Raw genomic sequence first — 26,377 nt, 5'->3', positions numbered from 1 at the left:
AGGCCGGAGCGGGACAACCTGCTCCGGCCTTTTGCCGTTGGCACCGCTGCGGAGCGCCGCAACGTGGGGCGGCGGAGCGCCCGGCAATTTCGCCAACGAAAACGGCGCTGCCGGCTGGGGCCGGGCAGCGCCGTTGCGTTGGCTGGTGCCGGTGGGGCTGGTCAGAACTTCACGTCGACCAGCATCCCGAATGTGCGCGGCTCGCTCAGCGAGTTGGCCGAAACCGTCACGACCGGCGGATTGCCCGCCGTCACCTGCGCCACGTTCCAGTTGTCGGGCAGATAGCGCTTGTCGGTGAGGTTGCGCACATACCCCGCGATCGACAGGTGATCGTTGATGATCCAGTTGGCGTTGAGGTCTGCCAACAGCACCGTGGGCACGCGGATATAGGGCGAGGCACCGTCGAGCGCCTGTTGCACGGTGATGCGCGAACTGTCGTGGGCCGAAACGAAGCGCAGCGCGCCGCGCATCACGAACGTCGTATCGCCCAGGTTCAGGCGATGATCGTACGAAGCGGCAACCTGCCACGGCGGCGAGGGCGAAACCTCATGCGTCGAGAAGTACGCCGCATAGATCCCGAAGTCGCCATAGCGCGCGTGGGTGTACGACCCGTTGAGCTGGAACGTGCCGCGCGCCCAGGGCCGCGCCTGCAGTTCGAACTCGAAGCCATAGGTCTTCACCGGCACGGTGATCGTCTGGAAGATGCGCAGCGGACCGGGAGGCGCCACGTTGATGCCTGCGGTCTGATAGCCGCCGTAGTCGTTGTAGAACCCGGCAAGGTTGAGTTGCAGGCGGTTGTTGAGGAAGCGGTTCTTGGTGCCCACTTCATAGGCGGTGAGCGTCTGCGCCTTGAGCACCTGGACCTGGGGCACGCCGGCAAGGTCCTGGGTCAGCGAGGTGTCCCCCGGCGAGAAGCCGGTGGAGATCGAGGCATAGACCAGATTCTGTGGCGTCACGTCGTGTTCGAGACGCGCCTTGTAGGTCACGTTGTTGAACGCGGCGACGCGCTGCGGCCCGCTGAGCGACGCCGTGATGCCGGTGAACCCGGTGTAGTCCTGGTCCACTTCGATCTTGGTGTGGTCATAGCGCAGGCCCGCGGTCAGGCGGGTTTCGGGCGTGAACGAATAGGTCGCTTCGGCAAACACGCCTTCGGCCGTCGTCACCTTGTGGGTGTTCGACTTGAACAGATAGGCGCCGGCCGGCGGCAGATCGAGATTGAACAGGTTGTTCGTCTCGCTCAGCGCGTTGCGATAGTACATGAAGCCGGCCTGCCAGCGCAGCTTGCTGTCGGTCGCCGTGCTGCGGATGCGGACCTCGTGGGTCATGAAGTTGTCTTTGGGAACATAGACGAAGTTGTCGATGTTCGGCCCAGGAGGGGCGCTGCGCGCGATCGTCGTGGCGTTCTGGTACCAGGTCCGATAGGCCGGGATATACGTCACCGCCACGGCGCCAAGATCAAGGTTGAAGTTGGCCCAGTACTGCCGGAAGTGATTGCGACCGGTGCCCACTGCCTGGGGCACGAAGACGAAATCGGTGGGCGAAGAGCCTTGGCTGACCGCGACACCGCCAGAGCGGGTCTGGTTGAATTCCTGGGCATAGCCCAGCAGCGCCGAAAAGTTTTCGGTGGGTGTCCACAGCAGTTTGCCGCGGAAGCTGGTGCTGCGGCGCGCGTCGCCCTGGGCTGTGTAATAGCCATCGCGTTCGAAGTGGTTGCCCGAAACGCGCAGCGCCAGCTTGTCGGTGACAATCGGCAGGTTCACTTCGCCCGAAAAACGCCGCAGGTTGTAATTGCCGATTTCGGCCGTGGCATTGACGGCAATCGCCTTGGAATCGGGATCGTTGGTGTGGATCGCCACCACGCCGGCGGTGGCGCTGCGCCCATAGAGCGTGCCTTGCGGACCGCGCAGAACCTCGACCCGGCCGATGTCGTAGCCGCCACCGATGCCGTTGTAGACATCGTCGACATAGATCGCTGCGGCCGCTGCGGTCGACGTGGCGCTGCCACCCACGCCCGAGTTCGACTGGATGCCGCGGAACACCAGGCCCGTCGCCGCATTGTCGGTGCCGCCGGCCTGCGAGGTGTTCACCCCGAACGAGGCGCCGCCCGAAACCCCCGGAACATCTTCCAGGATGTTCTTGAGTTCATAGCGGCCCTGGAGCTGCAAATCCGCGCCGGTGCGCACGCTGATCGCGGCGGCCGTGCGTTGCGCGGTGTTGAAGCGGCGCTCGGCCGTGACGATGATTTCCTGAAGGCCGGCGTTGCCGGTGTCGCTGGCCGCATGCTCTGGAGCGGGAGGCGTGCTTTCTTGGGCGAAAGCAGGCTGCGCGGCCGCTAGTGCCGCCAGCAGCGACGTCGACATCATATATGGGATTCGCTTCATTATCTTCCCCTCACGTTTCCTGACGTTCCCCGTGTCAGACTTGTTTGTTGGGCAGGACTGGGCGTCGTCTTTGCCGCGCCACTATCGACATGGGCCTAGCAAGCGGTGGCGGACAAGATAGATGCATGAATTGCGTTCTTGTCATGTTCGCACATGCGGTGTCCTGCCCTTTGGGACAGACAGCGAGTTTGAGTTTGACCAATTGGTTCAAATATGACTTTATAGTCCAGAAATGAGCATGAACGGGAGAGAGCACGCCTGACGGGGCACGGGTTGCGTGGACGTGCACAACGCGCATCCGGCACCTGCAATCCAGTTTCACAGATCGACGCCTCTCGCCTCGCCGGCTTGGGCCGACTCGGCCGTGCCCACCGGTTTCATGGCCGGGCAGGGGCAGGGCCATCACCACCTTTTATTCACTCCAACACGAACGGAAGCATCGACATGACGTTTATTCCCGATTCCTCTTCGCGCTATCGCATGCCGATCATGTTCGGCCCTGCGCCCGGTCCGCGCCAGCATCCCGAAGGTCGCATGTGGACGGCCGAGGAAGCAGGGCGGATGCGCGCACAATGGATGAAGGTTGCCTATCGGACCGATCCTGCCAAGCTCGAGAAGCTACTGCCGGTCGGTTTCAGCCTGCGTGGCGAACCGATCGTGTCGGTCAGCTGCGCCTGGTTCAAGGACCTCTACTGGCTGGCCGGCCGTGGCTATGGCATCCTCTCGGTCGATTTCCCGGTAACGTATCAGGGCAAGACCGAGCGGCTCGACGGGGCACTGTGCCCCATCATCTGGGAAGGCGCGCCAGACGCGATCATGACTGGTCGCGAAGAGCTGGGCTTCCCCAAGATGTTCGCCAATTTCACCGACATTGCCTGGGACGAGGCCGCGGGCCACGCCACGTGCGAAGCCTCGTGGTATGAACACACCTTCTTCGATATCGAGATGTCGAATCTCGTCGAGGAAGCCAATCCGGTCAAGCAGTTGCCTGGCTCCAACGGCGGGGCGCAGATGTATTACAAGTACATGCCCCGCACGAGCCCGAATGGCAGCGAAGGCGCCGACCTGGCCTATGTCACCACCTCGGCGGCGCCGGCCGGCAGTGGCGGTGCGCAGGTCAATATCAGCTTTGACGAATTCGAGTTCCGTCGCTGGACGGGCAAGGGTGCGGTCAACTGGCACCGTGCCACGTTCGAGCAGCTGCCGCTTTCGTCCCACATCGTCAACGGCATCGCCGATCTCGACATCATCGAATATGTCGATGCCGAAATGGTGGCGTTCAGCGGCCCTGGCATCGGCGTGGCGATGAATGCCCACCGCGCGGTCGAGCCGGCCTGAGGCATCTCTACTGCGTGGCGCGGGGCGGGGCCTGGTATCCAGGGTCCGTCCCAAGCCGCAGCGCTATTTTTGCCTTACTTGACCGTAATGTTCAAATATGACTAAATAGGTCAAATAATTCGGAGTCGCAGGCAGCATCGGCAGTTTTGCACCGATTCTGGCCCGTGGCCAAGGTTTTTGCCGGCAGGCCGGCGCGTGGCGGCCGCGTTTCATTGCGGCGCCAAACGGAAGACCGGTCGGTTCCGGCACCGCAAACGGGAGAGTTCACGATGGGCATGACCTGGGGACGATTGATCGCCATGGCCGCCATTCCGGCAGGCATCGCCGGTTTCGTTCACGCGCAGGGTGCGCCGGCCACCGCGCCGATGCCACCGGCCGTGGCCATGGCCCCGGCCAGCAAGGATCCGGCCGCAGCGCCCGCGGGCCGCTATAACGTCGACTTGGAACATTCGTCGGTGGTTGCACGCGTGCTGCACCGTGGCATGTCCTACAACGTGCTGCGCTTTGGCGTGCGCCAGGGCACCTTGCAGTGGGATCCCGCCAATGCCGGGGCCATCGCGCTGGACGTGACGGTTGACGCCAAGCCTTTCTACGCTCCGATCGTCTACAAGATTCCCCCGGAAAGCGCGCAATCGCTCAATGTTGCCGCCTATCCCGAGGCTCGGTTCGTGTCGCGCAGCGTGCGCCAGACCACGCCCGGCCATGCGCTGATCGATGGTGACCTGACGCTGATGGGCGTGACCAAGCCCGCTACGATCGAGGCAGAACTCGTCGGCGTCGGTCGCTCGATGGAAGGGGCGCCGACGGCAGGTTTTACGGGCTCGATGGTTATCGACACCGCCCAATTTACTCAGACGCAAATGTCGCGCATGGTGGGCAAGGTCACGGTCGTCCTCGACGCAGAATTCATAAAGGGCTGAGCCGAAAATCGGCCGGCGCGAGAGGACCTTGGGAGAAGGCGGAAAGTGGTTATGGCTGACCTTACGCGGGCAGGCGGCGCGGACGAACTCCAGCGCATCAGCGCCTGCATGCTTGGAGCGCTCGATCCGGCAAGTCTGGCGCACGAGGCGGTGCACGACATGGAGATGGGCCTGCTGCGACAGGGCTGGCCGGTGGGCCAGTCGCTCGGCGCGCTGCCCGACGTGCGCAAGCGCCTTGGCCTTGGCCGCCCCGCCTTTCGCGAGGCGATCACCATTCTCGAAGCGCGTGGCCTGCTCGACGTGCGACGCGGGCCGGGTGGCGGGTTGTTCGTGGCTGCGCCCGCGCTCGAAGATATTGTCGGCGCGGTGCTGATGTATCTTGCGCTGGCGGGCGAAACGCGCGCGGCGATCGAGGAATTCCGGAAACTGGTGTGGCGCATGGTTGCCAGCGCGGCGATCCGCCGGCGGATCGCGCCGGTGGCGTCCATCACGCCGGGCGCTTCGCACGGCTTTGCCGTGGCGCTGGCCGAACAGACCGGCAACACGACGATGGTTCTGCTGGCACGGCTTGCCGAAATGCTGGTGCGCACGGCCGCCGGGCGAGAGGCGCCGGATGACGATGCGGTGTTTGCCGAAGCGGTTTGCAACGGCAATCTTGCTGCGGCCATCGCCAGGCTCGATGTGCTGGGGGCAAGCGACCAGGCGGCGTCACCGATCATCTCGCTGGAAATCGCGGAGCGGGCGTTTTCGTTGTCAGGCCGCAAGTCTGCCATGGCGCTTGCCGCGCGGCTGACCCGCGAGTTGAGCGGCAGTCCTGCCAGCCAGGAAGCCGAATGGCAAACCGCGATGCGCCTGGGCTATACCGACGCGGTGGTTCGCCAGGCGCGCCGCATCCTCCAGGACTTCGGCATCGTGCGCTGCCGCCAGGGCCGCAAGGGCGCCGAACTGGCGCCGCCGGCCGCGCCGACTGGGGTGATCCGCCTTTTGGCGCCCTGCCTCATGGCCAGCGCCACCTCGCCGCGCGACAATCGCGAGGCTATCTCCCTGCTGGTGAGCGGAGCGCCGGGCCTGGCTGCGGCGCGGCAGCTTGCCGGCCGCCTTGTCGCCCCGGCCTTGACCGTGCCCAAGCACGATGCGTTCGAGGCCCTGACGCTCGAGAACCTGTTGCTCGATTTGAGCGGGAACGCCCTGCTGGCCATGGTCGTGCGCTCGCTGGGCGTGGCGAGCGTGTTCCTGGCGGCAGACCCTATGCCCCCGGTGGACCGCGGTGACGTGATTGCGCTCAACCGGCGCATTCTCGCGGCGATCCAGGCCGGTGACGTTGCCGCTGCCGACGCGCTTGCCCAGCTCAAGCTCGATGTCATGCAGCCCTTGCCCGAGGTTCTGCGCGCAGTGGCCTGACCGCTCCTGCCAACGAGATGATTCATCTAACTTCTGCGGCATAGCGATCTAGCATGTGGTCAACCTGACGCTCACCGTCATGGGGTGGGGGGCAAGGATGGAACCGCACGACGAGCCAACGGCCCGGTCCTGCCTGCAAGGCGCCAGTCCGATTGCGGACTTTGCATGACCTGCGCAAGCGACTGGCCGATCCTGGCGGTGGCGCAGCTGTGCCGCCGTTATGAAGGGACGTGCCGGAAAGGCATCGTCCGTGCCGTCCATCCGGGGCCGCCCGTTTGGAGTAACATAATGATCACGTTGAAAAGAGCACGGCTGGCGGCGCCCCTTGCGGCGGTGGCCCTCGGCCTTTCCGCACCGGCGCTGGCGCACCACTCCTTTGCGGCCTACGACATGAACCGCACGGTGTCGGTCGATGGCACGCTCAAGGAATTCCGCTGGGGCGCGCCGCACTCCTCGATGGTGCTGATCTACATCGACAAGGGGCAGGAGCGGCAGATGTCGATCGTGGCCGGCAGCCCGCTGATGTTTTCCAAGCAGGGTCTGACGCCCCGCGATTTCCGCCGTGGTGACAAGGTCAAGGTGGTGTTCCACCCGAACATCAGCGGCCAGCCCGGCGGGGCCATGGCGAGCCTGCGCCTGCCCAGTGGCAAGACCTTTTCCGACGTCGAAGCCGCCCGCGCGGGCGGCAACTGAAGGATCCGACATGGCGATCGAAACCACCCGCGCGCGCCCGGCGCTGCGCGCCTTGCTGGCGGCTGTCCTGCTGGGCGGCGCTGCCCAGGCCGCAGCCCAGCCCGCCACGCCAGCGATCGAGGGGGTGTGGAAGATCGCCACACCCACCACGACGCTCAAGCCTGTTGCCGGCGCCGTGCCGTTTACCGCCGAGGGCCGCAAGGCCTATGAGGCCAATCGCAAGCTGCGGGCGCAGAACAAGATCGACGACTATGACATCACCCTGTCGCGCTGCTCCAATCCTGGCGTGCCGCGGCTGGCCTTGTCGCCAATGCGTTTCAAGATCTGGTATCGCCAGGGCGTGGTGACGTTCGACTATGAATGGAACCGCGCGCTGCGCCAGATCAACGTGGGTGTGCCGCCCCAGCCCGATCTTTTGGGGCAGGGCCTGGTGCCCACCGCCACCGGCAAGTCCAAGGGACACTGGGAAGGCGATACGCTGGTTTCGGTAATGGAAGGCGCGTCCGACCGCACGCTGATCGATGATCTTGTCCCGCACGGATACGACCTCAAGGTGACCGAGCGCTATCGCCTGCTCGATGCCGACACGCTCGAGGATCGCATTACGATCGAGGATCCGGCCTACTTCACCCATCCCTGGGAAGCGGTGGTGACCTACAAGCGCCAGCCCGACGCGATCTTCCCCGAAGATGTCTGCCTCGACCGCATCACCGCCCACAAGCCGGCATTCCCCGGCTGAGGCGCCTGCCACCCGATCTGGAGCAAGTCTGCATGACGATCCCCTTTCCGTTTCCGGGCGGGCGGAGGAGCGGCACGGTCGCTTCCGCGCTCGCGTTGCTGCTCTCGGCAGCGTCCGCCCCGGCGCTGGCCCAAGGCCAACAACCGCCTGCCGGGCCACCGCCGGGTGCGTCCGCCACCCAGGCACCGCCGGCCGGCGGTGCTGATGGCCCGCCCGCGCAAGGTGGCCAGCTTCGCCTGCCACCCGGCGCTTCGGCCGGCCCGCCCGCTGGGGGCCCGCCCCCCGGGCCGGTCCTGACCCCGGCACAGAAGCTGGTGGCCGAACTGCCGCCGCCGGGGCCCGGTGTCCTGCCGCCGCGTCCGCCGCTGCCGGCCGATGCTGCCATGCCAGCGTCGGACCCGCGCGATTTCCAGGGCACCTGGTTCAACAACCAGCCGCTGCAGTTCCGTTCGCAAAAGGATATCTATGGCGCTCCGGCGCCCTATACGATGGAAGGTGCCAAAGTGCTGGCGCGGCGCGTCAAGTCGCTGGCAGCAGGCACGCCGTTCATCAATGCGTCCGCGATCTGCCGGCCGCCTGGCCCGCAGTGGCAGCGGGACCTGAATTTCCCGTTCCTGATCACCCAGACGCGCGATTACGTCGAGTTCGTGTTCGAGGAGTACCACGGACGCTGGTACATTTCGCTCGATCCGCAGCGCGCGCCTTTGCCGGCCGCCAAGCAATACATGGGGCGCTCGGTCGGGCATTGGGATGGCAACACGCTGGTGGTCGAGAGCAGCGATTTCCGCCAGTCGATCTGGCTCGACGTGGATGGCACGCCGCTGTCGGCCAAAGGCAAGCTGATCCAGCGCATCCGCAAGGTCGATGATGGCGGCCATGTTCCCTTCCTGGAAATTGCCACCACCATCGTCGACCCGACGTATTATACCGCGCCGTGGACGATCGTGCGCAGCTATGGCTGGATTCCGCACCAGGCCGTCTTTGCCGAATACAACTGCGAGGAGCAGGTCGGCGATCCCAGCGTCAGCCCCGATGCGGGCCTTATTCCCGAGCCGCAGGAATGAGCCCGCTCCGCAAGGGCGCTCTGGCGCTGGCGCTTTCGGGCCTGTTCGCGGTCGCGACTTCAGCCGGTGCCCACCCGGCGCCGGCCGAGGCTGCGAACAAGCAACTGGTGCTCGAATTCTATCGCGCGCTTGACGAGGCGGATGCCGCTGGCACGACCCGCGAGCGCATCCGGGGCATTGCCGAGCGCTTCCTCTCGCCTGACTATGTGCAGCACGCTGCGGGCCTGGCAGACCTGCCTGGACCGGGCAGCGCGCGGGACAAGTTGATTGCCATGTTCGAGGCGATGCCGGCAATGAAGGGCATGCCCCCGGCGCGCACCGTCGCGGTCATGGCCGAAGGCGACCGCGTCATGCTGTTGACCGCACGGGACCTGCCCGGCCCCGACGGCCGCCCGCGACCCACTTATATCTTCAACATGTTCCGCATCGCCCATGGCCAACTGGTCGAGCACTGGGACGTTGGAACGCCGATGCCGCCCGCAGGCAGCGGCGCACCCGCCCCGGCGCAACCGTAACGTGCTTGTTACGCCGGGCTTTGTTGCCTGGAACCGTAAATAACAAGCGTTGTCCCGCAGGCTCGGTCATCGCTGCATGCGTGGAGGTGCATCCCGGCCGCTCGCGCCGCCGGCACTTCCGATGAACGCCGACTGCCTGCCAATCCCGAGGAACCCACCGACATGTCCGTCGAACAGTTCGCAAGCAATCTCTATAGCTCCGAGCTCAGCACGAGCATCCGTGAAGCCACCTGGATCATCCCCACGGTGCAGAGCATCCACATCATCGCCATTGCCGGCGTCGTCGGCTCGGCGATCGTGATGGACCTGCGCCTTGCCGGCGTGCTCGCCACCGACGAGACGCCCCAGGCAGTGGTCCGCCGCCATCTGCCATGGATGTGGACGTCGCTGGCGATCCTGCTGTGCAGCGGCCTGGTGCTCGGCATGGCCGAACCCTACCGCGTGCTGACCAACACTGCATTCTGGGCGAAGATGGCGCTGGTCTTGACCGGCTTCGTGCTCACCCTGCTGTTCCGCTATCCGATCCTGCACCCCGAATACCGGGCCGAGCACGCCCGCGCCGCTGCGCTGGTCAAGCCGCTGGCCTGGGCTTCGCTGGCCATCTGGATCGTGGTGATCTTCTGCGGCCGCTGGATCGCCTACCTGTAAAAAACGAAATTTGTCTGGAGGATAAGAGATGGAACCCGATGGCTCCGAAGGCGGCCTGCTTCAGGCGCTCTACGATTCGTCGATCGCCACGGCCATCCGCGAAAGCGGCACCCTGTTTCCGTGGATCGAAAGCACCCATGTCCTGATGATTGCCGTCGTGGTCGGCACTATCGTGATCGTCGACCTGCGCCTGCTCGGCTTTGCCTCGCATCGTCGTGGCGCCCGCCAGCTGATCATGGATATGCTGCCCTTTACCTGGGTTGCGTTCGTGATCGCGGCGATCACCGGCTCGCTGTTGTTCGTGTCCAACGCCACCGGCTATGCCGAGAGCATTCCGTTCCGGCTCAAGCTTGTGGCGATCGCCATTGCCGGGATCAACATGGCGGTGTTCCACATAACCGCCTATCGCAAGATCGGCGAGTGGGACGATCGCTTGCCCACGTCCATCAGCGCCCGCGTCGCCGGCGTCACGTCGCTCACGCTGTGGCTGGTGATCATCTTCCTTGGCCGTTGGATCGGCTACGCCTACCCGCTGGCCTGATCGCCTGGCACAACGCATTGCCCGAACGAGCCGGGCCGATCCTTCAAGGATCGGCCCGGCTTTTTTGCGTGCAGCATTGCGCAGGGGTGGTGTGCAGCACGGCAGGGTCCTTTGGCGTGGACGGTGGGTTGCCGCCTGATCGGCGTTGGGCAGGGCGAGGGTTGCTGTGCCCGTCCTGCGCGCAAGCTCGATCCGAGGCGAATGCCGGGCGCAGCAGCGGCACGGCGTGCGTATCCAATGGGGTGCCACACGGGTGGCGTGGCACTGCGCCTGGCGGGGCGCTGGGCGCAAAAAAACGCCCTTCTCCGAAGAGAAGGGCGCAGGTGGGAAGCGCCCCGGGTGGGGCAGGGAACAGCGGTGGTCAGCTCAGGCTGTAACTGCGGCTGACGAACCAGTAGACGCCCTCGAGCACGAGAAACGAGGCGCACAAGTCAACGGTGATCGGGCGCGGCAGCGTAAGGCGATAGCGGCGCAGCACGGTGACCACGGCCACCAGCGACGAGACGACCGTCAACTGGCCGATTTCCACGCCCAGGTTGAACCCGACCAGCAGCTCGGCCAGCTTGGCCGGCGGGATCGATTCGTTGAGCAGGTCGGCCGCAAAGCCGAAGCCATGGATCAAACCGAACACCAGCGTGACGACAAGGCGCAGGCGATCGGCATCGCGGACATGGCCGGCCACCATCAGATAGTTCGAGGCAAAAAGCCCGGCGCCAAACAGCAGGGTAAAGGGCAGCAGGCCTATGCCCAGCAGCTTGAGCACGGCCATGCCGAACAGCGCGCCGGCGGTCCACAGCGCGAAAAGGCCGGGCCGACGGATTTGCACGGCAAGGTTTTCCACGCCAATCAGCGCAATCGTCAGCGCCACCAGCGCGTCGATGAATTCGGCATGCGGGCGGATGATCCCGGTCACCGCCAGCGCCAGAGTGAGGCTGTGACCGATGGTGAACCCGGTGATCACGAAGATCAGGTCCTTGAACCGGCGCGAAATCAGCACCAGGCCGAGCAGGAAGCTCATGTGATCGACGCCGGTAAAGATGTGCATGATGCCCATCTTCACGAACGTGAAGAACCCGGCGCCCTCGATCTCGCCGCCCTGCGCGCTGGTCATGTCGATTTCGGTCGACTCGGCGGTCAGCACGTCTTCGGCGAAATCGCCCTTCGCCGTCTGGATCTGCGCCATGTTGACGTGGGTTCGCACGATTTCGAAAAATGCGGTGTCGTGCAGCACGATGCCTTCGCTCGACGGGCAATCGTAGAAGAATTCGACCCGGCGATAGCCGGTTGCCGCGGCAACCGGGCGGGGCTTGCCGGCGATGGGGCAGGCCTTGCCCCCCGCGGTGGCACCCACCCGCGGCAGGAGGTAGCCGATCAGCTGCGGGTTATTGGGTGGGCGTCCGTCGGGTGTCAGCCGGCGCGCTTCCAGATCGGCCACCGAAAAGGTCAGGTGGACGGAACTGCCATCGACCAGCCAGGTCGAATGCGATTCCGAGCGGGTGTGCGCGCTTGCGGCAGAAAACGGCGCAAACAGCGCAGCGGCCAGGGTCAGCAGCAGCCGGGCAAGGGGGCGCGGGCTCATTTGAGATCGGCCGCGATCTTGATATCGGCCCGTTTGCGCAGGAAGCGGTTGTTGCCATCCTGCAGGCGCGCCACCTTGTCGGCGATGAAATCACGCAAAACCTGGTCGCGCACGGCATCATACGCGGTCGGCACCGGGCGACGGTTGCGCACCATCTGCAGGATATGCATCCCATCGGGCGCCGGTTGCGGGTCGGAAACCGCGCCATCGGCCATGGTCCTGGCAATGGCGAACAACGGTTTGCCCAGGTGTTCCTCGGCAGCAAAGTAGAATTCCTCGCCATCGTCGACACGGCCGGTCGTGCGCAGGCCGAGCGAGGCTGGCGTGGCCCCGGCGCGCAGTGAGGCAACAAGCCGCGCCGCATCGGTCCCGCGCGGGGCAAGCCATTCGTGCAGCGTCATCATGCCTTCGCTGGCATACTGGGTCCGGTGGGTGTCATACCAATGGCGCAATTCGTCCTCGGCCGGCTTGGCAGTGGCGGCATCTTGCGCGATCTGTCCCTCGGTGGCCTGGACCAGCGCTTGGCGCACATCGATATCGTCGTTGGCCAAGCCCATTTCGATCCCGCGCTGGACGTAAAGCTCTTCGCGGATCATGCCGTCGAGCACGGCCTTGCGCTGCGCCTGGCTTGCCTGCGCATAAGGAATGCCATGGAGCGCGGTGGTCTGTGCGATCAGGTCGGCGCGCAGCACCGGCACATTGTTGACCAGTGCGGCGTCTTCGGCCGGCACCGATGCCGTGCGGGTGCCTTGCGCGGTGAACAGGCCATAGCCGGCGATGCCCAGGCCGATGAGCGCGCCGGCTGCGGCGAGCAGCAGCGAGCGCCGCGCCATGGGCTTGTCGAGGTCGCGGGTCCAGGCGCGAGGCCCGTCGGGTGAGGCAATCTGGTTGGTCATTTCCCGTCCTGTTCGGTTCGCGACAGCGAGGCCACATAGACCGTGACGCTGCGCAGCTGCGCGGGGGTGAGGGTGCGGCCGAATGCCGGGCTCGTGCCGGCGCGGCCATGCGAGATGGAGCGGCGGATATCGTCGGCGCGGCCGCCGTAGATCCACACATCGTCGGTAAGGTTGGGTGCACCGATTGCCGGATCGCCGCCCAGGTCACGACCGTGGCAGTCCCAGCAGCCGGCCTTCGAATAGACCAGCCGCCCGCGCGCGACGGCGGCTTCGTCGGTGGCCCGCGCGGTGAACGAGAGCAGCAACTGGGTCAGCGCCTCGATGTCGGCGGGCTTTTGCGGCGGCAGCGCTTCGGCCTTGTCGGGCACGGGCGAGGCATAGGCGGGCATCACCGCAAGGTTCCAGCCGCGCTTGTTGCCGGCGCGGATGCCATAGCGTGCGATGTCCTCGATCTGCGACACCGTGCCATCCCCATAGAGGCGGTCGCGGTCGGTCAGGTCGGACGCGCCGATACGGGTGTCACCCTTGCCGTTTTCACCGTGGCACGCGGCGCAATGCTGCGCAAAAACCTCTTTCCCGGCCTTGAGCGCGGTTTCGCGCAGCGCGGGATCGTCAAGGATCGTCTCTGGGTCCGCGCGCAACACGCCGGCGGCCTTGCCGCCGTGCGACATGGCGACGGCGATCGCCAACGTGCCGAGGGCGATCAGCGGCAAGATGAGGAGCAGGCGGCGCGCGCGCGGCGGCGCGGCTTTCGAAGATGGTGCGGTCATCGAACAGTCGGGTGGCTTTTCCCCAGTCTTGCGTCCAGCAACGTACAGTTATCTTCAGGTTACACCTTGCGTAACGGGCCCGAGCCGGGCGGTAAGCGGCCAAATGCACTTTGCGCTTGCCCGTGTCGGCAGGCTTGGTAGCGAGGGGGGATGAACTTGGCCGAGACCACGTATGGCGAACGGCTCGCGGCCGAGGCGACCCGCGTCCGCGAGAGCGGCGACCTGGGCCGGTCGGAACCGTTGATCCGCCTGTTCGACTACCTGCTTGCCCGCTCTCTCGAGGGGCAGACCCCGCGCGAGATCGAGATCGCGCAGGAGGTGTTTGCCAAGCGCGAAGATTTCGACGTCATGCTCGACGCATCGGTGCGGGTCTACATCCACCGGCTGCGGCGCAAGCTGGGCGAACACTATGCGCGTGCGACGGAAGCGGGCGATCGGCTGTCGATCCCGCTGGGTGAATACCGCCTTGTCCTGGCAACGCCCGAAGACGCCGAGGCGGCCGCCGCGGCACCGGCTGCCCTGGCCCCCGCGTCTCCTGTCGATGCAGCCCCACAGCCCGGCTGGCGTCGGCGGCTGGCCGATCGGCCCTTCGTCGCGCTTGCGATCGGCCTGGTGCTGCTCAATCTTGTCTGCTGGGCAATCTACAGCACGCGGCCACCCGTTGGGGCTGGCCCGGTGCTCAACAAGCTGTGGAAGCCGCTGCTCGACAATCGCCGGCCGATGATGGTCGTGCTGGGCGATTACTATGTCTATGGCGAGGCGAGCGACGGGATCGTGGTGACTCGCCTGGTACGCGATTTCGCGATCAATTCGCGCGCCGATCTCGATGCCTACCTGCTGCTCAATCCCGACAAGGTCGGCCAGAACATGGACCTTGACCTGCATTACCTGCCGGTCAGCACCGGGATGGCGCTGCGCAGCATACTCCCCACGGTCAATGCCGCAGCCATGCGCAGTTCCGAGCGGCCGCCGGTAGAAGCCATGTCAGATGTGAAGCCCGACGTGTTCAAGGCCGCCAACATCGTCTACATCGGTTTCCTCAGCGGGCTTGGCCCCTTGCAGGATCCGCTGTTCCGCGCCTCGGGCTTCCGGCTGGGCGAGGATTTCGACGAACTGGTCGACAAGCCCAGCGGCAGGCGGTTCCGCTCCGATTGGAGCCTGGTTGCGGCCGGAAAGGTGCCGCAACGCGATTATGGCTATATCGCCAGCCTGATCGGGCCAACCGGTAATCGCATCGTCATCGTGGCGGGCACGCGCGACGCGGCAGTGGTGCAAATGGCCGAGATCGCCGCCGATCGCGCGCAGCTTGATGCCATCGACACGCGCACCGGCGATGGAGCTTTCGAGGCGCTGTTCGAAGTGCGCACCCAGGGCAACCTCAACCTGGGCAGTTCGCTCGTCCTTGCCCGGCCCATCCGCGACGGCGGGATCTGGCAGCCTGGGGACATCGCGCCGTCGAGCCCTGCGCCGGCCGCGTCGCCACGCCCCGCCGCCAGCGCAAGATGAAGCGGCGGCAACCCCGAAAAGCGCGTTTCATCGTATCCGTCACCGTACGAAACTAGCGTGACCCGATCCCGCTAGCGCAGACCTTCTGCACAAACGAGGCAGGGGAGAGCGATGGACGGCAGGCGGTTTTCGGTGGCGCTGCGGGCCGGGTGCGCTGGGGTGATGGCCCTGGCGTCCTTACTCGGCCTGGCCGGCTCGGCGCTGGCGCACGATGTGGCCCAAGGCGATCGTGGGTTCCTGGCGCTGACCCATGGCATCCAGTCGGGTCCCTTCGCGTATCTGGGCGCCAAACACATGGTGACGGGCACGGATCACCTGCTGTTCCTGGTGGGGGTGGTGTTCTTCCTGTTTCGCTGGCGGCAGGTCGCACTCTACGTATCGCTCTTCGCGCTTGGTCACAGCGCTACGCTGATCCTCGGCGTGCTTTTGGCGCTGCCGGTCGATCCGCGCGCCGTCGACGCCATCATTGCGCTTTCGATCGTCTACAAGGCGCTCGATAATCTCGATGCCTTCACCCGCTGGTTTGGGTGGCGGCCCGACCCGCGGCTGATGGTGCTCGGCTTTGGCCTGTGCCACGGCCTGGGTCTTGCCACCAAGCTGCAGGATCTCGGCCTCGCGCGGGACGGGCTGGTGGTCAATCTCGTCGCCTTCAACCTGGGGGTTGAGGCGGGTCAGCTGATGGCGCTGGGCGCCATCGTGCTGGTGATGTCGTGGTGGCGCCGCAGCCCCCGTTTCCCTCGCCAGGCGCTGGTCGCCAACGTCGCCCTGATGACGGCGGGTCTTGTTCTTTTCGGCCAGCAGATTGCCGGTCTCATCGCAGGAGGTGCCGCGTGACCGTTTCACCCGAGCCGCTATCGCGGCGTGGTCTCAATACCGCCGTGGCTGCCGCCGTCGGTATGTCCGCCCTGATCCTCGTGGTGGCGGTGCTGCCCGCCGAGCGGGGGATCGACATCACCGGGCTGGGCCGCGTGCTGGGCCTGACGCAGATGGGGGCGATGAAGGTTGCCCAGCGCGATGGAGCCGGGCTTGCCGCCACTGCCACTGCTGGTGACAGCGTGACGACCTTGCCCGATGGCGCGCGGCAAGTGCGCATGGTGATCGGCCCCTTTGGCGGGCGCGAGGCCAAGGCGGTAATGGCCGCCGGCGTGGCAATGACCTATCAGTGGGCGACCGATGGCCAGCCGGTCGAGTTCGAATTCCACGGCGATCCCGAACGGCCGTCAAGGCCGGGCGATTACACCTCCTATGCCCGCGGGACGGCATCGCATGGCGAAGGTCGCTTCACAGCCGGATTTGCCGGGCGTCACGGTTGGTTCTGGAAGAACACGGGCACCAGCCCCGTGGTGATTACCGCGACGGTTCGCGGCCCTGTCGAGCGTTTCGCGCCGCTTGGCGGACCCACTGCCGGGGCGACCACCACCGCCGCGTCTGGAACGGTTGGTGATGCCACGCCCTATGACACGCGCCTGCCGATGAAGCGCTTCATGGCCGAGGTGATGAGCCACGCTGCGCAGCAGACATGGAAGCGACAGGGCTATGTCTCGGACGACAAGGGCCTCCGCTCGCTGTTTCCCCGCACCGACCAGGAGTGGCAGGAAGCGCGCAACGATGCGCAGATGCTGGCCGAACTGAGCAATGTCCTGCTTATCCCTGGGCGCCGCGTGGACCAGCCCGCGTGGACCGAAGCGGTACTTCGCCTGCGTGCCGCGGCGCTGCGCGTTGCCGAGACCACGGGGCGCCGCAACGACGATACCTATATGGCCGCCGGCATGGAAATTAACGATGCCTGCAACGCCTGCCATAAGGTCTACGCGCCTGGCGTGGACTAGAGTGTGAATTCATGAATGGCGCCCCCGAGGTTTGAGGCCAAAGGCCGCGTTGTGGCGGGGGCTTTGGTTCAAATCCCGACGGGACGCCGAAATGGCTTCTATCTCAGCCCGAAGTGCCCCTTGCAAAGGCAGCCAGCCTTCGCGGCGTTCGCTTCGGCCCGATATGCTCGCCGTTTGTGGTTCACCACCTAAACACAAAAAGGGTCGCGGGATTTATGTCCCGGCGGCCCTTCATTGTTGCGGTTGGGTGATCAGGCGTCGCGCCGGCGGCGCAGGCTCATGCGCTGCAATTCGGCCTGGCCATCAATGAACTGGTGCTTGAGCGCGGCACCGATGTGGAGCAGCAACAGCGCCAGCATCAGGTATCCGCCCACCTTGTGCCAGGCGGCGAATTCCTCGTGCAGTTCCATCTGCGGCTTCACGCCGCCGGGTTCGCGGCCGATCTCGGCAATCGGGGTGATCGCGGGCAGGGGCACCAGCCACCAGATACCCGGAGGCGGCGGCGGACCGCCGGGGCGTGCGCCGGGGCCGGGGGGCGGGGGAGCCTTGGCTGCGCCCGGGGCCGGTGCGGCCATCGGCGATGCGCCCATCGCCATCCGCGCGATCTTGGCGCCTTCCGACCCGACCGGCGGATGGGCCGAAAGGATCGCCCAGCCCGACAGCGGCATCAGCACCATCCCGGCGTAAAGCAGGAAGTGAGCAAGATGGGCGGCGTGCCGCTCCCATGTCTTTGTTCCAGGCGCATGCGCGGGCGGCTCGTGCATCAGGCGCCAGACGATGCGCACGATCGTCAGCGCGAGCACGGTGAGGCCGGAGGACAAGTGCGACGTGATGCCGAACGCATAGAACGGCTTGTGCGCCTTGAACCAGGCCCGGCCGATGTCCCAGACCAGCAGGCCGCTGACCAGGTTGTAGATAATGAGGATCGCGATTGCCCAATGGAGCACGATCGCGACGCGGGTATAACGCTGGCCATCCTCGGCGGCGTTCGCTGCCATTCCTTATCCTCCGTCCCGTGATTGATGAGCGCCGTTTCCGGCCTTGGTTCGTCGTGCCCAGGGCCGCGCAGGATCGTTCCTGTCCTGGCCGTCTTGGTGCTAAAAATGAACTAGACAGTCATCATTGTACAAACTAGTCAGCCAAAAGCAAGGCGCGACGTTCCCGCCGCCAAGGCCGGGCGCGATCCGCCGCGGCCGCCTGCGGCAAGGCCGCGCCACCGCTCTGGGACGATGATCTGAAAGGACTGCGAACGATGAAACTTGCCAGGTTTTCCGTTGATGGCCGCACCCGCCTTGGCAAGGTGGTTGGCGACCATGTCGTCGATATCAGCGCGGCCGCGCCCGGTGCCGGGGATTCGATGCGCGCCCTGCTGGAAGATTTCGATGCGCTGCGCAGCGCGATCGATGCGCTGTCCGAACCTTCGTTCCCGCTGGCTGACGTCACTCTCGAAGCGCCGATCGGCGATCCCCAGAAGTACCTGGCGATCGGCATGAACTACCAGTCGCATGTCGACGAAGCCGAAGCGGCGGGCGTGACTGCGCCCAAGACCCAGATCTGGTTCAACAAGCAGGTGACCTGCATCAACGGGCCTTATGCCGAAGTGGAAGTGCCGCGCTCTGCGCCCGACATGGTCGACTACGAGGCCGAACTCGGCGTCGTGATTGGCAAGCGCTGCCGCCATGTCTCGCGCGAGGATGCCCGATCGGTCATCGCCGGTTACGTGGTGTGCAACGATGTTACCGCGCGCGATTGGCAGTTCCGTTCGCCAACCTTCACGCTAGGCAAGTCGTTCGACACGCACGGCCCGATCGGCCCGTGGATCACCACCGACGACGAAGTGGCCGATCCGCACGCGCTCACGCTCACGCTCGAACTCAATGGCGAAGAGCGCCAGCGTGCCTCGACCGGCGAGATGATCTATGACATCTACGACCAGATCGCCTATCTCAGCCAGGTCATGACGCTTGAGCCGGGTGACCTGCTTGCCACCGGCACGCCGGCCGGCGTTGGCATCGCGGGGCATCGCTTCATGAAGGCGGGCGACGTGGTGCGCGTTGCCGTGGATGGCCTGGGCCATATCGAAAACCGCTTTGCCGACGCTGGCTGAACCAGGCCAAGCAATGCAGCACGACTGCACAACGGGAGAGAGCACGATGAGCGTTGCACAGATCGAAACCCCGGTGCCGCGCAGTTTTGCGCGGCGCAACCCGGTGACCGGTGACGTTGCCACCCTAGCCCCCGCGGCCACCGTGGCCGATGCGCAAGCGGCCTGCGATGCGGCCCAGGCCGCCTTTCCCGCCTGGGCGGCGATTGGCCCCAATGCCCGCCGGGCGTTGCTGCTGAACGCGGCCACCGAACTCGAAGCGCGCGCACCCGACTTCATCGCCGCGATGATGGGCGAGATCGGCGCGACCGAGGGTTGGGCCGGGTTCAACCTCATGCTGGCCGTGGGCATCGTGCGCGAGGCCGCGGCGATGACCACGCAGATCGGCGGCGAAGTGATCCCCAGCGACAAGCCGGGGTGCATCGCGATGGCCGTGCGCGAGCCGGTCGGCGTGCTGCTTGGCATCGCGCCATGGAACGCGCCGATCATCCTGGGCGTGCGCGCGATTGCAATGCCGCTGGCTTGCGGCAACACCGTGGTGCTCAAGGCTTCCGAACAGTGCCCGCGCACCCACGCCCTTATCGTCGAAGCCTTTCAGGCTGCCGGCCTGCCGGACGGGGCGGTGCAGATCGTGACCAATGCGCCCGAGGATGCCGCAGCAATCGTCGGTGCCTTGATTGACCATCCGGCCGTGCGCCGGATCAACTTCACCGGCTCCACCGCAGTGGGCAAGATCATCGCCACCCGCGCGGCCGGCCACTTGAAGCCCTGCCTGCTCGAACTGGGCGGCAAGGCGCCGCTGATCGTGCTGGAAGATGCTGACCTGGATGAAGCGGTCAAGGCCGCGGCGTTTGGGGCGTTCATGAACCAGGGCCAGATCTGCATGAGCACCGAGCGGATCATCGTGGTCGAAGCCGTGGCCGAAGAATTTGCCATGCGCTTCAAGGCGAAGGTCGAAACGCTCGCCGTGGGTGACCCGCGCGAGGGCAAGACCCCGCTGGGCGCGGTGGTCGATGCCAAGACCGTGGCGCATTGTCGCTCGCTGGTCGACGACGCGCTGGCGCAGGGCGCCACGCTGCTGGTCGGCGGCGAAACCACCCACAACGTGCTGATGCCCGCGCATGTCGTCGATGGCGTAACGCAGGGCATGAAGCTGTTCCGCGATGAAAGCTTTGGTCCGGTCGTGGGCGTAATTCGTGCCCGCGACGAAGCCCATGCAATCGAACTGGCCAACGATACGGAATACGGGCTTTCGGCTGCGGTCTTTACCCGCGATACCGCACGCGGCCTGAAAGTGGCGCGTCAGATCAAGTCGGGCATCTGCCACGTCAACGGCCCGACGGTGCACGATGAAGCGCAGATGCCGTTCGGCGGTGTCGGCGCCTCTGGCTATGGGCGCTTTGGCGGCAAGGCCGGGATCGACAGCTTCACCGAGCTGCGCTGGATCACCATGGAAACCCAACCGGGCCACTATCCGATCTGATCGCCGCGTCGCGCGATCCTGGCTGACAAGCGCCGTCCCCGCCACTAGGTGGGGGCGGCGTTCGTCGTTTCGGGGCTATCAATGTCTTTTGAATAAAATTCATATTCTATAGATAGTTACGAGAACGAGGATTGCGTTACAAAACGTCGATCGCAACGGTAAAGTGCATGCGTTCCCGATAACTTGCCCCCAAGGCGATGCCTACCAACCGACGGTGTTCGCCGCGGCTGCCGCACAGGCACGCCGGCCACGCCGTCAAAGAACACCTGAGGGGATGAAGTCTTGCACACCAGTTTGCCTCGCCGCGTCGCATCGGTCGCGGTCCTCGCCATGATGCCGATGGCCGCCATGCCGGCCTTCGCCGAGGAAGCGGCAACGCCAGCGCCGGATGCAACGCCCGCCCCGGATGCAGCGCCCGCCCCGGATGCAGCGCCCGCACAGGCTGGGACAAGTGGCGCCGACATCGTCGTGTTCGGCCGCGGCGAATTGAAGATCGGCACGGCGCAATCGGCGAGCGAAGGGACGATTAGTGGTTCGGACTTGCTGGTGCGGCCGCTGTTGCGCACCGCCGAATTGCTGGAGGCCGTTCCTGGCATGGTCGCCGCGCAGCATTCGGGCAGCGGCAAGGCCAACCAGTATTTCCTGCGCGGTTTCAACCTCGACCACGGCTCGGACTTCACCACCTATATCGATGGCGTGCAGATGAACTTCCGCACCCACGGCCACGGCCAGGGTTATCTCGACCTCAATGGACTGATCCCGGAAATCGTTGCGCGCGAAGATTTCCGCAAAGGGCCCTACCGCGCCGATGGCGGCGACTTTGCCATGGCCGGCGCGGCCTACATGACCACCATCCGCAAGTACGATGCCCCGTGGATTTCGACGGAGATCGGCTCCTATGGGCATCGCCGGCTTGCGGCGGGCGGCACGATCAAGACCGGTGATGGCGGCCTGCTCACCGCGGTTGGCGATTTCCGGGTCTATGACGGGCCGTGGCAACAGCCCGAGCGGCTGCGCCACTATGCCGGCTTCGTCAAATATGTCCGGCCCGTTGGCGCTGGCGAACTCGACGTGACGCTGCATGGCTATCGCGGCACCTGGCGGCCGACCGAGCAGATCCCTGAGCGGATCATCGGCTCGTCGTTTTGTGCCAATGCCTACTGCTCGCCCGATCCCACCGCGACGGGGGAAACCACCCGCCTGATCGGCAATGTTGGCTACACCGGCAAAGACTGGCGCGCCAATGCCTATTTCCAGTACTACAACTGGAACATGTACTCCAACCCCGAGTACTATGATGCGGCCGGGCAGAGCGCACAGATCCACCAGGTCGACCGGCGCAAGATCTACGGCCTGACCGGCAGCCGGGACTGGACCGTTTCCGATCGCCTTGCGCTGACAATCGGTACCGAAAACCGCTACGACGATATCGGCCGCGTCGGCGTGCTGCACACCGATGCCCGTCGCCTCGTTGCGTCGCAGGGCACCTATTCGGTGGAGGAAGCGTCGGCAGCGCTTTACGCTTCGGCCACCTGGCGTCCCCTTTCGGGCTTGCGCGTCATCGGTGGCCTGCGCGGGGACTATTATCACTATTCGGTCCACGCGCTCGATCCCGAGGCCGTGGCCCTGGGGCAGGGAAGGGGGAACGACGCGATCCTCTCGCCCAAGCTGCAAGTGGCCTATCAAGTCGGCCCCCACGTCGAGCTCTATGCCAGCTGGGGGCGCGGCTTCCACTCCAACGACGTGCGTGGTGCAGTAACGACCACGCCGGTGCCCGTGCTGGTGCCGGGAACGGGCAAGGAACTGGGCGCGCGCTTCCAGCTCGGGCATTTCAGCCTGACGGCAACCTATTGGTGGCTCGACCTTGGCAGCGAATTGAAGTTCGTGGGCGATTCCAATGCCGTGGAACCCACCGCTGCCAGCCGTCGACGCGGCTATGAACTGGTGGCGTTCTGGCGCCCGGTGCCGTGGCTTGCGCTCGATGGCAACTACACTGCCAGCCATGCCCGCTACGACAACGGTCAATACATTCCCAATGCCTTTGAAAACGCAGCCTCGGCGGGTATTTCCGTCGTCGATGGGCCGTGGGAAGCCAGCGTGCGGTTGCGCCATCTCGGGCCCTATCCGCTGGTCGAGGACAATTCCCAGCGGGACAAGGGCAGCAACGTCGTCAACGTCCGCGCGGCACGAACCTTCGGCGCCTTCCAGGTCTATGGCGAAGTGCTCAACGTCCTGGCCAGCAAGGACAAAGACATCGCCTATTGGTACCAGTCCTATATTCCCGGCTTCGATGCTGCCCCGGTCGAGGGGCGGTTGAGCCGCGTGGTCGAGCCGCGCACACTGCGCATGGGCGTTCGCGTTCATTTCTGACCGATTGAGGCACCTAACATCGCCCGCGCTGAAAGGGCAATGAAACAGGCAAGCCGCCGCGACGCGTGGTGCGTGTCGCGGCTGGTTCGAGCAGAGGGATAGACCAGAGTGAAACTCGCAACATTCGAGGCCGGCGGCGCCGAACAGGTGGGCATCGTCAAGGACGGGGCGATCCTGCCCGTTCCCGGGGCACCGGCCATGATCGACCTGATCGCCGGGTTCGACGCCTGGCAGGATCGCCTGCGCGCGCTAGAGGCTTCGGAAACGGGGTGGATCGTGCTCGACACGGTGCGCCTGCTCGCGCCGATCCGCCGTCCTGGCAAGATCCTCGCCATCGGTCTCAACTATGCCGACCACATTGCCGAGTCCGGCCGTCCGCGGCCCGAACAGCAGATGTGGTTTCTCAAGGCGTCGAGCTCGACCTCGGGCCCGTTCGACCCGATCCCGCTGCCCAAGGCGTCGCCCGACAGCGTCGACTATGAAGTGGAGCTGGTCGCGGTGATCGGCAAGGGCGGGCGCAACATCAGCCGCCAAGACGCACCTGCTGCCGTCTTTGGCTATTGCGTTGGCAACGATGTGAGCGTCCGCGACTGGCAGGGCCATTCCCCGCAATGGTCTGTTGCCAAGTCGTTCGACGGGCATTCGCCGTTCGGTCCGTGGATTACCCTGGCCGACGAGATGCCCGATCCCCATGGGGCCGCGATCACCTGCACGGTGAATGGCGAAGTGCGCCAATCGTCCAACACCGGCAACCTGGTGTTCGATGTGTGGGCGCAGATCGAGTATCTGTCGCAGGCGATGACGCTGGAGCCGGGCGATATCATCTTCACTGGCACACCTGGCGGCGTGGGCTGGGCCCGGCGTCCGCAGGCGATGTTCTCGCCCGGCGATGTTTGCCGCTGCGAGATCGCCGGCCTTGGCCATATCGAAGGCGTTTGTACTCCGGATTGACCGGTTCTGCCTGTGGCCCGCACGCGCCATGCGCACCCCGGCAGGTGCGGACGCAGGCAGAAACCCATTGGCGGTGCATTCGGGGGGACGCACCGCCAATGGCGTATTGACCGAATTGGTCAAAAATGACTATATAGTTTAATTAACTTGAAGTCCGGCGCGGACACCGTCAGCCGGGCAATCCCTGGCCCGCCGCCCGATCGCGGGGTCTCGGCCGGCCCATCGCGGAGCGAGATATCATGAGCATCGCCAAAGCCTACGACGTCGCCTATGTGCGCTTTCGCGCGCCCGACCTCGACAGGATGCGGGCGTTCCTGCTCGATTTCGGCATGGCGGATTCGGTGGCCGAGCAGGAACCCGATCGCCTGTTCATGCGCGGCACCGGGCGCGCACCGTTCCTTCATGCCACCGAGCGCGGGGAGCCCGGCTTTGCCGCCCTTGGTATCTGGGTGCGCGATCGCGCCGATCTTGAAGCGCTGGCGGCGCATGACGGCCTTGAGGTTGAACCGCTCGACGCGCCGGGGGGCGGGTTGGTGGTGCGCCTGACCGATCCCGACGGTTTCTGCATCGAGGCCGTGGCCGAACAGGAAGCCCTGCCGCCGGTCGATCGCCGGGTGCCCTATCCCGATGCCTGGAACCACGCCGGGGAATATCCGCGCGTTGGGCGGTTCCGCCGGGTGCGCCAGGGGCCATCGCATGTCATGCGCCTGGGGCATTGCGTGTTCGGGGTGTCGGACTTCCGCCGCTCGGAAGAGTGGTACAAGACTCGCTTTGGCTTCGTGACGTCTGACGAAATCCAGCCCGAGCCGGGCGTGGCGATCGGCGCTTTCATGCGGGCCGATCGCGGCGACGAGCCTTGCGACCATCACACGGTGTTCCTGTTCTGCCGCCCCGGCGCGCCGCCGCAGTTCATGCATTCGGCCTTCGAAGTGGCCGATGTCGACGACCTGATGGCCGGTCATGATTACCTGATGCAGGCCGGGTGGCATTCGCACTGGGGCGTTGGGCGTCATATCCTGGGCAGCCAGGTGTTTGATTACTGGAACGATCCCTGGGGCCACGAGATCGAGCACTGGACCGACGGCGACCAGCTGCGTGCGGCCGATGGCGGCGGCATCGCCGGGCTGGAAGAACTGCTCGGCGGGCAGTGGGGGCCGCCCAATCCGGTGATCAAGGAACTGATGAAGTAACAACGCGTCGGGCGCGCCGTTGAGCGTCGATCCCGGCCAAACGAGAGGAATTGCAATGCCAGTCGCACTGATCACCGGGTGCAGTTCGGGCTTTGGCGAGGCCATGGCCCTGGCATTCGCCGAACAGGGCTACCAGGTCGTGGCCACCATGCGACGGCCCGAAGCGGCGCCCGCGCGCCTGCTGGAACTTGCCGTGCAACGGCCGGCCGATATCGTGCTGGCGCCGCTCGACGTGACCGATGCGCGCCAGCGCCAGGAGGTCGTCCAGCTCGCGCTGTCGCGGTTCGGACGCATCGACCTGCTGGTGAACAACGCGGGCGTTGGCGCGCGGGGGGCGGTGGAAGACACGCCCGACAGCCAATGGCGCGCAATGTTCGACACCAACCTGTTCGGGCCGCTCGAACTGGTCCGCCAGGTGCTGCCGATCATGCGCGCGCAGCGCAGCGGGCGTATCGTCAACGTCACGTCGGTTGCGGCGATCATGAAAACGCCGTTCATGGCGGCCTATTGCGCCAGCAAGCACGCGTTCGATACCGCCACGGCGGCGCTCAATGCAGAGGCGCGCAGCTTTGGCGTGCGCGTGGTCAGCGTGATGCCGGGGCCGTTCAAGACCGCGCTGCCCGCCAAGTCCCTCGATCGGGAACCGAGCGCGCCTTATGCCGAGACCGGCGCGCGCTTCAACGCCAATTTCGACGCGCTGGAAGCCAAGGCACCCGAAGACCTAACCCCGGTGGTCCAGGCTGCGATCGCTGCGGCCACCGATCCCGACCCGCGCCTGCGCTACCTTGCGGGGGCAGAAGTCGTGCCGATCCTGCCACCGATCCTCGAAGCGCTTGCCCCGCTCGAAAAGATCGCCCTGCACCTTACCGGACAGGGTTGAAGGGGCGCTAATGAAAGACCGGCTCCGGGGGCCTGCGCCGAACCGCCGCACCGTGCTCGCGGCGGGATTGGGCGTGGCCCTTGGGGCAGGCCCCGGGGTGGCTGCGGGTGAGTCCTCTCAATCACCCGGCCGGCCGTCCCGGGGCCGCTTCGATCGTGCCGCCTACGCCCGCTATATCGCGCTGATGAACGCGGGCGACCTGCGCTTCGTCGATTACTATGCCGACGACGTCCGCTTCGTCATGGGGATCCGTGGCAGGGCGGACGTTCGCGCATTCTATCAGCGGCAGCAGCCTTTCGTGCGCGAACGGCTGGACGTGCTGTTCTTCTGTGCAGACACCCAAGGTGCGGCTGCGCAAGTGCGCAGCGAAATCCGCTGCATTCGCGATTGTGACGATCATGGCCTGTTCGGCCGCGCGTTGCGCGCGGGGGAGCGCCAGGTTATCCGCGGGTGCCTGCTCTATTCCCTCAATGCCGCCGGGCAGATTGCCGCGGTGGACGGTCCCCCGCCTGAAATCCTGGAACCCTGGCATTCCGCTGGCTGAAACGTGGGGCCGGCCGGGTCTGGCCGGCCCCAAGT

General features: G+C 65.7%; 24 protein-coding genes. 19 read left to right on the top strand and 5 right to left on the bottom strand.

Going from position 1 to position 26,377, the window contains the following annotated elements; translation table 11 throughout:
* Positions 1 to 161: 161 nt before the first annotated feature.
* Positions 162 to 2,381 carry a TonB-dependent receptor gene (locus FHT19_RS08800; RefSeq protein WP_169474623.1) on the bottom strand — a complete coding sequence of 740 codons (2,220 nt, stop codon included), beginning with the start codon at positions 2,379 to 2,381 and terminating at the stop codon, positions 162 to 164.
* A 444-nt stretch (positions 2,382 to 2,825) separates the two neighbouring features.
* On the opposite strand from FHT19_RS08800, the gene FHT19_RS08795 reads away from it, so the two are divergent.
* The 9 genes from FHT19_RS08795 (at position 2,826) to FHT19_RS08755 (ending at position 10,240) form a co-directional block, all read left to right on the top strand.
* A complete protein-coding gene (locus FHT19_RS08795; RefSeq protein ID WP_169474622.1) occupies positions 2,826 to 3,719 on the top strand; it encodes an acetoacetate decarboxylase family protein in 894 nt (297 codons plus the stop codon).
* Between the two features lie 269 nt (positions 3,720 to 3,988).
* Positions 3,989 to 4,639, top strand: a complete 651-nt coding sequence (locus FHT19_RS08790) for a YceI family protein (protein ID WP_169474621.1) — start codon at positions 3,989 to 3,991, stop codon at positions 4,637 to 4,639.
* A 51-nt stretch (positions 4,640 to 4,690) separates the two neighbouring features.
* Entirely contained in the window at positions 4,691 to 6,040 is a 1,350-nt protein-coding gene (locus FHT19_RS08785) for a hypothetical protein (RefSeq protein ID WP_169474620.1), read from the top strand.
* Positions 6,041 to 6,328: 288 nt separating this feature from the next.
* Complete coding sequence (locus tag FHT19_RS08780) at positions 6,329 to 6,733, top strand: DUF6152 family protein (protein ID WP_168555155.1); 405 nt, start codon at positions 6,329 to 6,331, stop codon at positions 6,731 to 6,733.
* A gap of 10 nt (positions 6,734 to 6,743) precedes the next feature.
* Positions 6,744 to 7,472 (top strand): hypothetical protein, encoded by a 729-nt coding sequence (locus FHT19_RS08775; protein ID WP_169474619.1) that lies wholly within the window; start codon positions 6,744 to 6,746, stop codon positions 7,470 to 7,472.
* A gap of 32 nt (positions 7,473 to 7,504) precedes the next feature.
* Positions 7,505 to 8,536: a hypothetical protein gene (locus tag FHT19_RS08770; RefSeq protein WP_169474618.1), complete on the top strand. Its 1,032-nt coding sequence runs from the start codon at positions 7,505 to 7,507 to the stop codon at positions 8,534 to 8,536.
* On the top strand, positions 8,533 to 9,051 hold the full coding sequence (locus FHT19_RS08765; protein ID WP_169474617.1) for a nuclear transport factor 2 family protein: 519 nt from the start codon (positions 8,533 to 8,535) through the stop codon (positions 9,049 to 9,051). The genes FHT19_RS08770 and FHT19_RS08765 overlap by 4 nt, the downstream gene beginning before the upstream one ends.
* 162 nt (positions 9,052 to 9,213) lie before the next feature.
* Complete coding sequence (locus tag FHT19_RS08760; protein ID WP_169474616.1) at positions 9,214 to 9,699, top strand: DUF6644 family protein; 486 nt, start codon at positions 9,214 to 9,216, stop codon at positions 9,697 to 9,699.
* A 28-nt stretch (positions 9,700 to 9,727) separates the two neighbouring features.
* Positions 9,728 to 10,240, top strand: a complete 513-nt coding sequence (locus FHT19_RS08755) for a hypothetical protein (protein ID WP_169474615.1) — start codon at positions 9,728 to 9,730, stop codon at positions 10,238 to 10,240.
* A gap of 361 nt (positions 10,241 to 10,601) precedes the next feature.
* On the opposite strand, the gene FHT19_RS08750 is transcribed toward FHT19_RS08755, so the two are convergent.
* Genes FHT19_RS08750 through FHT19_RS08740 form a run of 3 tightly spaced genes read right to left on the bottom strand, consistent with a single transcriptional unit; the run spans position 10,602 to position 13,485 of the window.
* Positions 10,602 to 11,819, bottom strand: a complete 1,218-nt coding sequence (locus tag FHT19_RS08750) for a HupE/UreJ family protein (protein WP_169474614.1) — start codon at positions 11,817 to 11,819, stop codon at positions 10,602 to 10,604.
* On the bottom strand, positions 11,816 to 12,715 hold the full coding sequence (locus tag FHT19_RS08745) for a peptidyl-prolyl cis-trans isomerase (RefSeq protein WP_248290333.1): 900 nt from the start codon (positions 12,713 to 12,715) through the stop codon (positions 11,816 to 11,818). Before FHT19_RS08745 ends, FHT19_RS08750 begins: the two co-directional genes overlap by 4 nt.
* Positions 12,712 to 13,485, bottom strand: a complete 774-nt coding sequence (locus tag FHT19_RS08740; protein ID WP_248290332.1) for a c-type cytochrome — start codon at positions 13,483 to 13,485, stop codon at positions 12,712 to 12,714. Before FHT19_RS08740 ends, FHT19_RS08745 begins: the two co-directional genes overlap by 4 nt.
* A 150-nt stretch (positions 13,486 to 13,635) precedes the next feature.
* On the opposite strand from FHT19_RS08740, the gene FHT19_RS08735 reads away from it, so the two are divergent.
* The 3 genes from FHT19_RS08735 to FHT19_RS24270 all read left to right on the top strand — a co-directional run bounded on the left by FHT19_RS08735 (position 13,636) and on the right by FHT19_RS24270 (position 16,820).
* Complete coding sequence (locus FHT19_RS08735) at positions 13,636 to 14,991, top strand: helix-turn-helix domain-containing protein (protein WP_169474613.1); 1,356 nt, start codon at positions 13,636 to 13,638, stop codon at positions 14,989 to 14,991.
* Between the two features lie 111 nt (positions 14,992 to 15,102).
* Positions 15,103 to 15,825, top strand: coding sequence for a HupE/UreJ family protein (locus FHT19_RS08730; protein ID WP_169474612.1), 723 nt, complete (start codon positions 15,103 to 15,105; stop codon positions 15,823 to 15,825).
* Complete coding sequence (locus tag FHT19_RS24270) at positions 15,822 to 16,820, top strand: hypothetical protein (protein WP_211184741.1); 999 nt, start codon at positions 15,822 to 15,824, stop codon at positions 16,818 to 16,820. Before FHT19_RS08730 ends, FHT19_RS24270 begins: the two co-directional genes overlap by 4 nt.
* A gap of 251 nt (positions 16,821 to 17,071) precedes the next feature.
* Here FHT19_RS24270 and FHT19_RS08720 read toward each other — a convergent pair whose 3' ends face one another.
* A complete protein-coding gene (locus FHT19_RS08720) occupies positions 17,072 to 17,818 on the bottom strand; it encodes a cytochrome b/b6 domain-containing protein (RefSeq protein WP_169474611.1) in 747 nt (248 codons plus the stop codon).
* A gap of 254 nt (positions 17,819 to 18,072) precedes the next feature.
* On the opposite strand from FHT19_RS08720, the gene FHT19_RS08715 reads away from it, so the two are divergent.
* From FHT19_RS08715 to FHT19_RS08685, 7 genes are all read left to right on the top strand, one after another.
* Positions 18,073 to 18,927 (top strand): fumarylacetoacetate hydrolase family protein, encoded by an 855-nt coding sequence (locus FHT19_RS08715; RefSeq protein ID WP_169474610.1) that lies wholly within the window; start codon positions 18,073 to 18,075, stop codon positions 18,925 to 18,927.
* 46 nt (positions 18,928 to 18,973) lie between these two features.
* A complete protein-coding gene (locus FHT19_RS08710) occupies positions 18,974 to 20,407 on the top strand; it encodes an aldehyde dehydrogenase (RefSeq protein ID WP_169474609.1) in 1,434 nt (477 codons plus the stop codon).
* 330 nt (positions 20,408 to 20,737) lie between these two features.
* A complete protein-coding gene (locus FHT19_RS08705) occupies positions 20,738 to 22,777 on the top strand; it encodes a TonB-dependent receptor (RefSeq protein ID WP_248290331.1) in 2,040 nt (679 codons plus the stop codon).
* 108 nt (positions 22,778 to 22,885) lie between these two features.
* Positions 22,886 to 23,728 carry a fumarylacetoacetate hydrolase family protein gene (locus FHT19_RS08700; protein WP_248290330.1) on the top strand — a complete coding sequence of 281 codons (843 nt, stop codon included), beginning with the start codon at positions 22,886 to 22,888 and terminating at the stop codon, positions 23,726 to 23,728.
* A 239-nt stretch (positions 23,729 to 23,967) separates the two neighbouring features.
* Positions 23,968 to 24,918, top strand: a complete 951-nt coding sequence (locus tag FHT19_RS08695; RefSeq protein WP_169474608.1) for a VOC family protein — start codon at positions 23,968 to 23,970, stop codon at positions 24,916 to 24,918.
* 55 nt (positions 24,919 to 24,973) lie between these two features.
* Positions 24,974 to 25,798, top strand: coding sequence for an SDR family oxidoreductase (locus tag FHT19_RS08690; protein ID WP_168555140.1), 825 nt, complete (start codon positions 24,974 to 24,976; stop codon positions 25,796 to 25,798).
* Between the two features lie 10 nt (positions 25,799 to 25,808).
* On the top strand, positions 25,809 to 26,342 hold the full coding sequence (locus tag FHT19_RS08685; RefSeq protein WP_169474607.1) for a nuclear transport factor 2 family protein: 534 nt from the start codon (positions 25,809 to 25,811) through the stop codon (positions 26,340 to 26,342).
* Positions 26,343 to 26,377 lie beyond the last annotated feature (35 nt).

The organism is Novosphingobium sp. SG919 (assembly GCF_012932495.1).
Lineage (GTDB): Bacteria > Pseudomonadota > Alphaproteobacteria > Sphingomonadales > Sphingomonadaceae > Novosphingobium > Novosphingobium rhizosphaerae.
The sequence above is the reverse complement of the archived record's forward strand: the minus strand, read 5'-3'. Positions and strand labels throughout refer to the sequence as shown.